A 13,524-nucleotide genomic window follows, 5' to 3' on the forward strand; every position below is an offset into this window, starting at 1 on the left:
TCAGGAGTTTCGGATGCCATCGCGCACGGATCAAAACTGGCGCCACGGCGCCGTCATGCTGGATCAGCAACACACCCGGTTTGCCCTCTGGGCACCGGACGCCAAAGAAGTCAGCGTCGAGTTCGAAAACGGGCCAGCCCAGGTCCTCCAGCCTAAAGAATACGGCTGGTTTGTGCTCGACGCGGCCTGTGCCGCCGGCACGCGCTACCGCTACCGCGTTACCCTCGACCCTGAAAACACCCTCACCGTACCTGACCCGGCTTCCCGGGCGCAGGACGGTGATGTGCACGGTTACAGCATCGTCGTTGATCAGTCAGCCTACCAATGGCAAAACCCGGGTTGGCAAGGTCGCCCGTGGCACGAAGCGGTCATTTATGAACTGCACGCAGGCGTGCTGGGCGGCTACGAAGGCGTCGAGCAGCGTCTTCAGCATCTGGTCGATACCGGCATCACCGCCATCGAACTGATGCCGATTGCGCAGTTTCCCGGCGATCGCAACTGGGGCTACGACGGTGTCCTGCCCTACGCCGCGCAGTCCTCCTACGGCACACCCGATCAGCTCAAGCATTTGATCGACACCGCCCACGGTCTCAGCCTGGCGGTGATTCTTGACGTGGTTTACAACCACTTCGGCCCGGACGGCAACTATCTGGGTGCCTACGCCAAACACTTCTTTCGCAGCGACAAGAAGACGCCGTGGGGCGACGCGATCGACTTCCGTCGTGACGAAGTGCGCGATTTCTTCATCGGCAACACGATGATGTGGCTACAGGACTATCGCTTCGACGGCTTGCGCTTCGACGCCGTGCATGCCATCGAAGACCCGACGTTCCTCGAAGACCTCGCCCGCCAGGTCCGCGACACCCTTGGCAGCGAGCGCCACGTATGGCTGACGCTGGAGAACGAGCACAACGAGGCCACGCGCATGGCGCAGGGCTACGATGCGCAGTGGAACGACGACGGCCACAACACGCTGCACGTTCTGCTGACCGGGGAGACCGACGCGTACTACACCGACTTCGCGGAAAAGCCTACGCAGAAATTGGCCCGCCTGCTGGGCGAGGGTTTTGTCTATCAGGGCGAAGCCACCCGCCACGGTCACACCCGAGGCGAGCCGAGCGGTCATCTGCCGCCCACCTCCTTCGTGTTGTTCCTGCAGAATCACGACCAGATCGGCAACCGTGCGTTTGGCGAGCGACTGATCCAGCTGAGCCCGCCGCAGGCCTTGCAGGCGGCCACGGCCTTGTTGCTGCTGTCGCCGATGATCCCGATGATGTTCATGGGAGACGAATGGGGCGCGAGCGAACCGTTCCTGTTCTTCACTGACTTCCACGACGAACTGGCGGATGCGGTGCGTGAAGGTCGCCGCGGCGAGTTCAAGGACTTCGCGGCGTTCAAAGACCCGGCCAAGCGTGAGCAGATCCCGGACCCGAACGCCCTGAAGACGTTTGAAGCGTCGCGCCCGGCCTTCGATGCGTTGCTGCTGGAAACCGACAAGGGCCAGGACCATCGCAACTGGCTGGCCCTATACAAGCAGCTGCTGGAAATTCGCCGCACAGAGCTGTTCCCTCGCCTGGCCGGCGCCAAGGCATTGGGCGTCACCGAACTGGGCGACAAAGCGGTCAGCGCCCGCTGGCAACTGGGTGACGGCAGCGAACTGCGCATCGATCTGAACCTGGGCACTGAAGCCGTCTCGACCGACGACCTCACCGCCAGCAGAATCCTTTATCAATCGCAGCCAAACTCCGCAGAACTTTCCTCACACGGCACTCTCAATCAATACACGGCCGTTGTCAGCCTGAAATCGAGTGATGCTGTGGAGGAACAGGATGAGCAATGAGCAACTGGAAACGCTGGCGGCCGAAGCAGGCCTGTCGGTCGACTGGAAGGACGCCAACGCCAAGCCGCAACGCGTAAGCCCCGAGGTCCTGCGCAAGGTCCTCGGCGGTCTGGGTTACCCCGCTGACACAGAGGACGAAGTCAAGGCCAGTCTTGAGCGTTTGCGCAAGGACAGCCAGCCGGCCACCCCGCCACCGCTGATCACCGTGGACCAGAACACGTCTGTGGACCTGTCGGCGTGGTTCGCGCCAGCGAGCCCTTTCACGCTCAAGCAGGAAGACGGGCGTGCGCAGGAAGGGAAACTGACCGCCCAGGCGCACATGCCGGGCGTCGAAGCAGTGGGTTATCACGCGCTGGAAATCGATGGCCAGTCACTGACCATCGCGGTGGCGCCCAAGACCTGCTACAGCCTGGGCATGGCCGGCAATACCCCGATCGCGCGTGACTGGGGCCTCACCACGCAGTTGTACTATTTGCGTCGCAAGGGCGATGGCGGCATCGGGGATACCCAAGGCCTGGAGGCTTTCGTCCGTGCAGCAGGGACGCGTGGTGCCTGTGCCGTGGCGATCAGTCCGGTCCATGCCATGTTTTCCAACGACAGCCAGCGCTACAGCCCGTATTCGCCGTCCAGTCGGTTGTTTCTCAACGCACTGTACGCCGCGCCCGGCACCATTCTCGGTGACGGCGCGGTTGAACAGGCCATCGAGAAAGCCGGGCTCGCGGCAGAGTTCAAACGCCTCGAAGACCTGCCGCTGATCGACTGGCCAGCGGCTGCGGCGGCCAAATGGACACTGCTGCGCACGCTGTATGCAGACTTCACCGGCAGCGATCACCCCTTTCATGAGGACTTCAAGAGCTTCCGTCGCGCTGGCGGCGAAGCGCTGGAAAATCACTGCCGCTTTGAAGCGCTGCGCGACGCAGGCGACACGTTGGGCATTGGCGGCAACTGGCATGACTGGCCCGAGCAGTACAAGGATCCGCGCCATGCTGCCCTCGATGAGTTCGCGGCGCAGCACAGCGACGAGATTGGCTTTCACGCCTTTGCTCAGTGGCTGATTGCACGCGGCCTTGAGCGCGCCCAGACCGCAGCACGCACAAGTGGCATGAGCGTAGGGCTGATCGGTGACCTGGCCGTTGGCGCGGACGGTGCCGGCAGCCAGGCCTGGAGTCGTCAGGACGAGTTGCTTTCGGCACTGACAGTCGGCGCACCGCCGGACATTCTCAACCGTGCCGGGCAGAGCTGGGGCATCTCGGCGTTTTCACCAACGGGCCTCAAGCGCAACGGTTTCCAGGCGTTTATCGAAATGCTGCGGGCCAACTTTGCGCACGCCGGCGGCCTGCGCATTGACCACGTCATGGGCCTGCAGCGCCTGTGGGTCATCCCGATGGGCTCGCCGCCCAATGAGGGTGCTTACCTGAACTACCCGCTGGACGACATGCTGCGGCTGTTGAGCCTCGAGTCCTGGCGGCACAAGGCAATCGTACTGGGCGAAGACTTGGGCACTGTCCCGGAAGGGCTGCATGAAAAGCTGTCCGAGCGCGAGATTCTCGGCATGCGCGTGTTGTTGTTCGAACAGGACAACGCGACGTTCAAGCCCATCATGAAGTGGTCCAAAGACGCGCTGGCCACAACCAGCACCCATGACCTGCCGACACTGACAGGCTGGTTAAGCGAACTGGACGTCAAATGGAACCAAACCCTCGGGTTTGCCGACGAGGCCGCCGCGCAAAAAATGCGCGCCGATCGCGAACGCGAGCGGCAAGGCCTGGTGAAGGCGCTCAAGCAGAACTACACAATGCCAGGGCAGTCTGCCAGCGACATCATCGACCACAGCATCGCCTACCTCGGCCACACCCCGGCGCCGCTGGTTTTGCTCCCCATCGAGGATGCTCTCGGTCTCGAAGAGCAGGCCAACTTCCCCGGCACCATCGACAGTCATCCCAATTGGCGACGTCGGCTCAACGGCGACAGCGGTTCTCTGCTGAATAACGCCGATGCGGCGCGACGTCTTGAAATTCTGGCAGCGGCACGCAAACAAGCCGCGGAGCGTGATCAATGACAACCCCCCTTAAATCTCTGCGGGCAACACAGCGCCTGCAGTTCCACAAAGACTTCACGCTGGACGATGCGGCCAAGCTGGTGCCCTACTTTGCCCGTCTGGGTATCAGCCATATCTATGCTTCGCCGCTGTTGAAAGCACGCGCAGGTTCAATGCACGGCTACGACGTGGTTGACCCGCGCGTGATCAATCCGGAGCTCGGTGGCGAACCAGCGTTGCGGCGCCTCGTCGCGGCTCTGCGCGAAAACGGCATGGGGCTGATTCTCGACATCGTGTCCAACCACATGGCCGTGGGCGGTAACGATAACCCGTGGTGGCTCGACCTGATCGAGTGGGGCCAGCGCAGCCCATACGCCAAGTTCTTCGACATTCAGTGGAATTCTCCGGATCCGTTGCTAAAGGGCCAACTGCTGTTGCCCTTCCTCAGCACCGACTACGGCACCGTCCTGCAGAACGGCGAAGTCCCCCTGCGTTTCGACGCCGAAAACGGCAGCTTCTACGCCGAGCATTATCAGCACCACTTCCCGATCAACCCGGGCACTTACGGGCCGCTGCTCAGTGCAGCGAAACGTCCCGAACTCGACGAGCTGGCTCAGCGCTTCGCCAAGCTGGACGAGTTCCCGCAGGCATACGAACGCGCACGTCAGGCCAAGGCGGACCTGGCAGCGAGCGTCAAGGCCAATCCGGACCTGGTGAAGGCCGTCGAGAACGGGCTGGCGCAATTCGACTCCAGCACGCCGGAAGGCTTCACTCGGCTGCACCGTTTGCTGGAGCAGCAGGACTTCCGTCTGGCCAGTTGGCGTACCGCTGGCGATGACATCAACTGGCGCCGTTTCTTCGATATCAATGAGCTGGGCGGCCTCAAGGTCGAGCGCTCGCAGGTGTTCGAGGCGACCCACGGCAAAATCTTCGAGCTTATCGCCGAGGGGCTTGTGGACGGCTTGCGCATCGACCACATCGATGGCCTTGCCGACCCGCGCGGGTATTGCCGCAAATTGCGTCGTCGCGTCGACAGCCTGATGAAGCTGCGTCCGGCCGGCACGGAGTTGGACCGTCTGCCGATTTTCGTGGAAAAAATCCTCGGCCCGGACGAACAACTGCGAACTGACTGGAACGTCGATGGCACTACCGGCTACGAGTTCATGAACCAGGTCTCGCTGCTGCAGCATGACCCGAAAGGCGAAGCGGTCTTGGGCGAGCTGTGGAGCCGCGTCAGCGGTCGCACGGCGGATTTCAATCAGGAAGTGCTGGAGGCCCGTGATCTGGTTCTGCATGGCACCCTGGCCGGCGATTTCGAGAACCTCGCCCAGGCGCTGCTGCAAGTGGCTCGCAGCGACGTCATGACCCGTGACATGACCCTGGGGGCCATCCGCCGCGCGCTGTTGGCGCTGGTGAGTAATTTCCCGGTCTACCGTACCTACCTGACCGCTTGTGGACGTTCGGCTGAAGACGAGCGTTTCTTCCAGCAGGCAATGGATGGCGCCCGGGAGATGCTCAGTGAAGGCGACTGGCCGGTCCTGGACTCGCTCAAGCTGTGGCTCGGCGGTGAGAAACTGCGCGACTACCCGACCGGCCCGCTGCGCGAAATGCGCCGCAAAGCCGGTAACCGATTTCAGCAGCTGACCTCGCCGGTAGCGGCCAAGTCGGTGGAAGACACGTCCTTCTATCGCTCTGCCGTGCTGCTGTCGCGTAACGACGTGGGCTTCCATCCGCAACATTTCAGTGCGCCGGTCGAGGCGTTTCACCAGGTCAGTGCCGAGCGTCATGCATCATTCCCCAATAACCTGCTGACCACCGCGACCCATGACCACAAGCGCGGCGAAGACACCCGTACGCGCCTTGCCGTGCTGAGTGAACTGGCGCCGTGGTACGCCGAGCAGGTAGAGCGCTGGCAGCAGCTGTCGGCGCCACTCAAGACGGGCGACACCCCCATTAGCCCCGGCGACGAGCTGATGCTGTATCAGGCCATTATCGGCAGCTGGCCGCTGGATCTGGAGGGAGAGCCGGCGTTCGAGGCTTATGCAAAGCGTCTGACCCAGTGGCAGGAAAAGGCCCTGCGCGAAGCCAAGCTGCACAGCAGCTGGAGCGCGCCAAATGAAGCGTACGAGACAGCGTGCCGTGAGTTCCTGCAGCAATTGCTGCTGAGCCAGGAAGGCTTGGCCTTGCGCCAGTCGATTGGTGCGACAGCGCACCGTATCGCTGCCGCCGGTGCAATCAACAGTCTGGCGCAAACCTTGCTGCGCATGACTGCGCCGGGTGTACCGGACCTGTATCAGGGCACTGAATTCTGGGACTTCAGCCTGGTAGACCCGGACAACCGTCGCCCAGTGGACTATCCCGCACGGGAACGCGCACTGGCGGAATCCGTTCCGGTTGCCGAGCTTTTGACCCACTGGCAGGACGGCCGTATCAAGCAGGCGCTGATTGCTCAGGTGCTTGAGCTGCGCAACCAGTACCCCGCTGTGTTTGCCGAAGGCGAATACCTGCCGCTCGAAGTGGTAGGAGAAAAGGCGGAACATGTCCTCGCTTTTGCGCGAGTGACGGAGGAAATGCGAGCTATTGTTGTGGTTCCGCGCTTGCCGGCTGAACTATTAGGCACTGCGCAAACTCCATTCATCAGTGCAGTAAATTGGGGCGATACACGAATCAACCTGCCGTTCGCTGATTCAAATCCAAATTGGAAGGGACTTTTTTCACAGGCTACAGTCACATCCAGCAAGGAAATGTTGCTCAGCGCAGCGCTCAAGGAAATTTCTGTAAACCTGCTTATACAAACCTTGTGATACCGGGAGTGTCGAGATGAGTGCCGACGAGAAAAGAATCAGCGAACTTGCCCACCAGATCTGGGAAACGGAAGGCAAGCCACATGGGCAGGACGCCCGCCACTGGGAGATGGCGCGCAAGCTGGCAGCAGCCGAGGCCAAGTCGCCTAAGAAACCGGCCGCTGCGAAGACGGCGAAGTCCAAGCTTGACGACAAAGCGGAGCCCAAGGCTGCCGCTGCGAAACCCGCTGCCAAGTCTGCGGCCAAGCCGGCTGCAAAACCCGCTGCCAAAGCGGCGGCAAAGCCTGCTGACAAGTCTGCTGAAAAGTCGGCCGCACCGGCTGAAGCGAAAGCCGATGCCAAGCCAGCTGACAAACCCAGTGCCAAGCCAGCCGCCAAGGCCGCAGCGAAGCCTGCTGCCAAGCCCAAAGCCGCTGCCAGTGGCGCTGACTCGGGTGCCAAAGCGGCAAAACCCGCTGCCAAGTCTTCCGCGAAGAAGCCAGCCGCAGCCAAGCCTCCCGCGCCCTGACCCGTTGGTGTGACGCAACACCGTCGCACAGCCAATACCCCTGCCGCAGGACTCGCGTTTACAGCGACCCTGCGGCAACTTTCAACCCTGTAATAGCCACCCTGTTGCATCGCTGGCGCAGTCCTGGAACTGCGGCCACGGCTTTGTTCGCCTTCAGGAACTCATTCGAACGTCAGGAATACACATGAGCACGCAAGATAAGAAAGCCGCTACACAGAATGAATCCGGCAACGCTGGCGCCCCCGAAGTCACGGCCTCGCGCATTCGTGAAGGCCTGCCCTTCCCGTTGGGTGCCAGTTGGGACGGCCTCGGCGTCAACTTCGCGATCTTTTCCGCCAACGCCACCAAGGTCGAGCTGTGTCTGTTCGACTCCGCCGGCGAAGTCGAGCTGGAGCGCATCGAGCTTCCGGAATACACCGACGAGATTTTCCACGGCTACCTGCCTGACGCCCACCCGGGCCTGGTCTACGGTTATCGCGTGTACGGTCCGTACGATCCAAAGAACGGCCACCGTTTCAACCACAACAAACTGCTGATCGACCCGTATGCCAAGCAACTGGTCGGCGAGCTGAAGTGGTCTGAAGCCCTGTTCGGTTACACCATCGGCCATCCCGATGACGACCTGAGCTTCGACGAGCGTGACAGCGCCCCGTTCGTGCCCAAGTGCAAGGTCATCGACCCTGCCTATACCTGGGGCCGCGAGCAGCGCGTCAACGTGCCGTGGGACAAGACCATTTTCTACGAGACCCACACTCGCGGTTTCACCATGCGCCACCCTTCGGTGCCTGACGAAGTCAAAGGGACGTTCTCCGGCCTGATGGTCGACGACGTGATCCAGCACATCAAAGGTCTGGGCGTCACGTCCATCGAGTTGCTGCCGATCCACGCCTTCGTCAATGACCAGCACTTGCTGGAAAAAGGCATGACCAACTACTGGGGTTACAACACCCTGGCGTTCTTCGCGCCTGACCCGCGCTACCTGGCTCACGGCAAGATTGCCGAGTTCAAGGAAATGGTCGCGCACATGCACCATGCAGGTCTGGAAGTGATTCTGGACGTGGTCTACAACCACACCGCTGAAGGCAACGAGCGCGGCCCTACCCTGTCCATGCGCGGGATCGACAACGCCTCGTACTATCGCTTGATGCCTGACGACAAGCGCTACTACATCAACGACTCCGGCACCGGCAACACGCTCGACCTGAGCCACCCGTGTGTGCTGCAGATGGTCACCGATTCGCTGCGCTACTGGGCGACCGACATGCACGTCGACGGCTTCCGCTTCGACCTGGCGACTATCCTTGGTCGTTACCATGACGGCTTTAGCGAGCGTCACAGTTTCCTCGTGGCCTGCCGCCAGGATCCGGTGCTGCGTGAAGTGAAACTGATCGCCGAGCCGTGGGACTGTGGTCCAGGCGGCTATCAGGTCGGCAACTTCGCGCCGGGCTGGGCCGAGTGGAACGACAAATTCCGCGACAACATCCGCGCGTTCTGGAAAGGCGATGAAGGCCAATTGGCCGACTTTGCCAATCGCATGACGGCCTCCGGCAACCTGTTCAATCAGCGTGGCCGACGCCCATACGCCTCGGTCAACTTCATCACTGCCCACGACGGCTTTACGTTGCATGACCTGGTGTCTTACAACGACAAGCACAACGAGGACAACGACGAAAACAACCAGGACGGCAGTAACGACAACCGTTCCTGGAACTGTGGCGTAGAAGGCCCGACGGACGATCCTGAAATCAACGCATTGCGCCTGCGCCAAATGCGTAACTTTTTCGCCACGCTGCTGTTCGCCCAAGGCACGCCGATGGTGGTTGCCGGTGACGAGTTCGCCCGTACCCAGCACGGCAACAACAACGCCTACTGCCAGGACAGCGAAATTGGCTGGGTCAACTGGGACCTCGACGAAGACGGCAAGGCGCTGCTGACGTTCGTCAAACGTCTGATCAAGTTGCGTCAATCGCATCCGATCCTGCGTCGCAGCCGATTCCTGGTGGGCGATTACAACGAGGAATTGGGCGTCAAGGACGTTACCTGGCTGTCGCCAAGTGGCGACGAGATGAGCACCGAGCAATGGGAAGACCCGAACGGCCGCTGCCTGGGCATGCTGCTGGACGGTCGTGCTCAGGAAACCGGTATCCGTCGTCGCGGTTCGGAAGCGACGCTGCTGCTGGTGGTCAACTCGCACCATGACGGCGTCAACTTCACGCTGCCGGAAGTGCCTGAAGGCCGCAACTGGACCAGCCTGATTGACACCAACCAGCCGGAAATCACTGGCAAGGACGAGTTTGAATTCGGCACCGAGTACACGGTGACGCCTCGTTCGCTGCTGCTGTTCAAGCTGCAGAAGGAAGATCAGGCGTAAGCACAACGCGCCCGACTGCTAGCGACAACCGCCTGCCCGCGACCGGGTCAGCCAGCCAGATACAGGGCCGGTTGACCGGGTCGCGGGCAAGCGTCGTTTTATACTCGCACTTTTCCACCACGCTATTGCTCACCTTCGCTGCCACGCCCGGTTTCATTGACTTTGTAGTCACAAATGGACCTGAGTGTTCCCACACTACAACTTATGTAGTGCTTGAAAATATTCACTACAAACCTGTTGACGGGCCTGTTTGGCGGCGGCATAGTTCAAGCGTCTCCCCGATCGGGAGAGCTGGCAAATGTACTCCGGGCATGTTCGACAAAGCCGTCGAACCCACTCTGGATGTGTGCTGCCCACAAGGCAGATTGATGAAGCCGAACCGGCATGATCGACCACCTGGCCGAGCGCTGGCGACACGTCCTCATGACACTTGTGGTCAACCTTCCAGTTGCCCGTGTCACCAGGCGTCCGCCTTACGCTTCACCCGTTTTGATCATGTTCTCAGCCCTCATCGATAGCCACGCACCGACAGCCCGGCACCGGCTCTGTGTACCGACGGACCTTGCCTGTCAGCGTGTGAAGGACTGCGAATCGACGACCGGTTCGCCAAAGCGTTTGAACTCACTCGATAGATTAACCAGTGGTCAAAAAGGGGTATCCAACTATGAACCTGAACAACCAACCTACCATTGATCAATTGGCTCGACTGTTCGCCGCCCGCAAGGACTCCCTGGATAACCACATCCTTTGGGTGTGTGAGGAAGGCAACGTGCACATGGACGGCCTCGGCGCATGCACCGAGGAGCAGCAGTTCGAAAGTCAGCACCCGCACATGCGCGCGCGTCTGAAGATGTACCGCAAGGGGCATGGTTATGTCGGCAAGAAGGCGGCGGCGGACAAACAGTTCCTCGGTCAGGTGCTCGAAACACTGAGCAGTGAATGGGGCGCCGTGCAGCAACAGCCGGGTCTGAAGGTCATCGACAGATTGTGCTGATCCCATGCGCTGCTGCCTGCCTGTCATCGATGGCAGGCAGCAGCACGGTGTTGCAAGACCGCCTCCAGCGACAAGCCACCTGAGCCACCTCTGAGCCAGGCGGCCCTCCTCTTTGCCCAATTGCCTTGAACTTGGCGCCGCTATCCTCTTCCAATGTATGCGGGCCGCCTCGGCGGCCTCGCTTCAATTCATGGAACAGCAAAAGCCCTCGGGCAAATTAAGGTGCCGTAATGGATCTGGACAAGCTCAGCAAACACGTCAAAGCCGGCGAGATCACCGAGATCAATCTGGTCTCGGTCGAAGGGGGTTCGTACGTTATTCATGCGCTCATGGACGGCAAGTCCAATGCGATCACCAGCCCCAATGGCGAGGTGCTGCACGTGGCCTCGGTCGATGAAGCGCGCAAGTGCCTGTCGTCCACCGAAGAGGTGAAACTGTTCATCGTCCATCCGGTGGTCTACGACGAAATGGTTGGCCAGCCCCACACAACTCCCGAGGCACCGCGCGAGCCGATCCCGTTCCGCTCCGGTAACTGACCCGGTGGCGAGGGGTTCCTGAGCTGACTGCATCTGGCGCATGCCTCACAGCCCTGATGACAAAAGCTCAGTTGCAGGAGCCTGCTTGCTGGCCAACACGCCGTACGCCTTCCTCAAAACGCCAGCTTGTACCCGATCGCCAGTAGCATCAGCGCCAGACACGGGCGCAGGACGGCATCGGGTATGCGCCCCGTCAAGTGGCTGCCCATGTAGATGCCGGGCAGCGAGCCCATCAGCAGAAAGCCCAGCATCGACCAATCCATGTTGCCCATGCTGGCATGGCCGATTCCGGCGACTAACGTCAGCGGAACGGCGTGGGCGATCTCGGTGCCGACCAGGCGCCGGGTTTCAAGGAAGGGGTAAAGCAGGAACAACGCCACGGTGCCCAGCGCGCCAGCGCCGATCGAGGTGAGCGCAACCATGGTGCCGAGGATGACGCCGGTTAGAACGGTCAGCGCGTTAAGGCGCCTGTCGCTCATTCGATAGCGATCCCCGGCGTGGCGTTGAGCGAAGGCAAGCAAGCGCTTTTTGAAGAAAATGGCCAGCGCGGTCAGCAGCAGCACCACGCCCAAAGCCTGCTTGATGACCAGGTTCATGGCGTCCGGCGCCGTGTGCAGACTGCTCAGATACCACAGCGTCAACCCCGCTGCCGGTACGCTGCCCAGGGTCAGCCAGCCGGTAATGCCCCAGTCGATGTTGTCATTCTTTTTGTGAACCAGGACGCCGCCGCTCTTGGTAATCGCGGCGTACAGCAGGTCGGTGCCCACAGCAGTGGCGGGATTGATGCCGAACCACAGAAGAATGGGCGTCATCAGCGAGCCGCCGCCGACCCCCGTCATCCCCACGATGAAACCCACGACCAACCCTGCGACGACGAAACCTGCGTTGCCAAAATCCATTGCTCTGCCTGACTGCACATTCAAAAGCCGGCAGGCAGGATAGCGATTTTGCTCTAAGGACCGGCGGTTTTCTTATATCAACGCTAGATCGAGACGTTCTATGGTTATAACCGAATGTGACTTTGCGGGGACGGCCTACCGAGAGGCATGCTGATGTGGGCGCGCTTCGACAAATTCACGGCTCGCCTTCCCAGTAATCCAGGGTCGCGTCTGGGCGCTGCACAGCGGCAAAGGCGCGCGCGCCGTTGGTCGTCACCATCGCCTGGTACTTGCCGGAGTCGGGGTATTCGCACACTTCCGGGGTTTCGCGTGTGCTGATGGACAAATACTTCAGGGGAGCATCCGAGGTGTTGATCAATTGATGCGGGTACTCGGGGCCGGCCGGAATGAAGATGACGTCGCCGCTGCGCACGGGCAGCATGTGTCCGGCGACGCGCAACGTGCCCTGCCCGTCCAGGATGATGAACATCTCTTCCTGAGCGTAGTGGAAGTGATAAGGGCAGGACCGCTTGCCCGGGGCGACGATGTCCATTGATGCGCCGAGCTTTTGCGCAGCCGTGCCGGTGCCCAGGCGTGCGGCATGGCTCTCGTACAGCGGGGCGCGGCATTCATGCTGCAGCGGTACGTCGTTGAAGTTACGAATCAGGCGCGCGGCCAGTGCGGCAGGGTCGATGCTCATGGCTCACTCCAGCATGGAATTGATATCAATTGACTGGCCCGGTCCGCGGGCCTCGGAGCACGCACGGCGGATCGACCCGGTCAACGGGTCGCCACGATAAACAGCCGCGGGAATGGCAACAGCACGGTGCCGTCGGCGAGCAGCGGATAGGCCTGGCTGATCGCATGCAGATACGTGTCGAGGAAATCCTGCTGCGCGGCCTGATCGAGCCTTTGCAGATAGGGCCGCAGGGCCGAGCCCTTGAACCACTCCACCACCGCTGGATGCCCGCCTGCGAGGGGATGATGATAGGTGGTGCGCCACACGTCGACCTCGGCGCAGTGGGGCCTCAGCAGGTCGAAATAATATGGCGCAGGGTGTCGATCGGGATGCCTTACGTCGCCGATCCTGTCGGCCCACTGCGGACCCGCGGCAATTTCGCGCGCCAGGCGATGGGCTGGTTCATCAAGGTTGTCCGGCGTTTGCACCGCGAGCGCACCGCCCGGGTTGAGCAGGCTGACCAGCCGCGGATACAGCTGCGCGTGGTCAGGCACCCATTGCAGCGAGGCATTGGCCAGAATCACGTCATAGGTCTGCGCAGGCTTCCAGTCGCCAATGTCGGCCTGGATGAACTCGACCGCCGCCAGTCGCTGCCGCGCCTCGCCGAGCATGTCAGTGGAACTGTCGAGACCCGTGACCCTGGCCTGGGGGAAACGCTCGGCCAGCACCTCGGTGGAGTTGCCCGGGCCACAACCGAGGTCTACAGCGGTCTGGGCTGACTCCCTCGGGATGGCGGCGACGAGGTCGCGTACCGGACGCGTGCGTTGTTGCTCGAACAGGGAGTACTGCCTGGCGGACCAGCTCATCGGGCATTCC

The 13,524-nt window shown here is 61.4% G+C and carries 10 protein-coding genes; 7 read left to right on the plus strand and 3 right to left on the minus strand.

The genetic code is table 11. From position 1 onward, the window contains the following. Window positions 1–13: 13 nt before the first annotated feature. From treZ to LT42_RS05720, 7 genes are all read left to right on the plus strand, one after another. Window positions 14–1,840, plus strand: a complete 1,827-nt coding sequence (treZ, locus tag LT42_RS05690) for a malto-oligosyltrehalose trehalohydrolase (RefSeq protein ID WP_037010634.1) — start codon at window positions 14–16, stop codon at window positions 1,838–1,840. Then, on the plus strand, window positions 1,830–3,899 hold the full coding sequence (gene malQ / locus LT42_RS05695; RefSeq protein ID WP_037010636.1) for a 4-alpha-glucanotransferase: 2,070 nt from the start codon (window positions 1,830–1,832) through the stop codon (window positions 3,897–3,899). Before treZ ends, malQ begins: the two co-directional genes overlap by 11 nt. Continuing rightward, entirely contained in the window at window positions 3,896–6,682 is a 2,787-nt protein-coding gene (locus LT42_RS05700) for a malto-oligosyltrehalose synthase (RefSeq protein WP_037010638.1), read from the plus strand. Before malQ ends, LT42_RS05700 begins: the two co-directional genes overlap by 4 nt. 16 nt (window positions 6,683–6,698) lie before the next feature. Next, the gene (locus tag LT42_RS05705; RefSeq protein ID WP_037010639.1) at window positions 6,699–7,190 is read left to right on the plus strand and encodes a DUF2934 domain-containing protein; all 492 of its coding nucleotides are present in this window, start codon (window positions 6,699–6,701) and stop codon (window positions 7,188–7,190) included. A 184-nt stretch (window positions 7,191–7,374) separates the two neighbouring features. Further along, complete coding sequence (gene glgX / locus LT42_RS05710; RefSeq protein WP_037010640.1) at window positions 7,375–9,561, plus strand: glycogen debranching protein GlgX; 2,187 nt, start codon at window positions 7,375–7,377, stop codon at window positions 9,559–9,561. Window positions 9,562–10,225: 664 nt separating this feature from the next. Continuing rightward, entirely contained in the window at window positions 10,226–10,555 is a 330-nt protein-coding gene (locus tag LT42_RS05715; RefSeq protein ID WP_037010642.1) for a hypothetical protein, read from the plus strand. 230 nt (window positions 10,556–10,785) lie between these two features. Next, window positions 10,786–11,091 carry a DUF6482 family protein gene (locus LT42_RS05720; RefSeq protein ID WP_037010644.1) on the plus strand — a complete coding sequence of 102 codons (306 nt, stop codon included), beginning with the start codon at window positions 10,786–10,788 and terminating at the stop codon, window positions 11,089–11,091. A gap of 113 nt (window positions 11,092–11,204) precedes the next feature. Here LT42_RS05720 and LT42_RS05725 read toward each other — a convergent pair whose 3' ends face one another. The 3 genes from LT42_RS05725 to tam all read right to left on the minus strand — a co-directional run bounded on the left by LT42_RS05725 (window position 11,205) and on the right by tam (window position 13,514). Further along, window positions 11,205–11,990, minus strand: coding sequence for a sulfite exporter TauE/SafE family protein (locus tag LT42_RS05725; protein ID WP_037010645.1), 786 nt, complete (start codon window positions 11,988–11,990; stop codon window positions 11,205–11,207). 175 nt (window positions 11,991–12,165) lie between these two features. Continuing rightward, on the minus strand, window positions 12,166–12,669 hold the full coding sequence (locus tag LT42_RS05730) for a cupin domain-containing protein (protein WP_037010646.1): 504 nt from the start codon (window positions 12,667–12,669) through the stop codon (window positions 12,166–12,168). An 80-nt stretch (window positions 12,670–12,749) separates the two neighbouring features. Then, window positions 12,750–13,514 (minus strand): trans-aconitate 2-methyltransferase, encoded by a 765-nt coding sequence (gene tam, locus LT42_RS05735; protein ID WP_037010648.1) that lies wholly within the window; start codon window positions 13,512–13,514, stop codon window positions 12,750–12,752. Window positions 13,515–13,524 lie beyond the last annotated feature (10 nt).

Origin of the sequence: Pseudomonas lutea (genome assembly GCF_000759445.1) — a bacterium.
GTDB lineage: Bacteria > Pseudomonadota > Gammaproteobacteria > Pseudomonadales > Pseudomonadaceae > Aquipseudomonas > Aquipseudomonas lutea.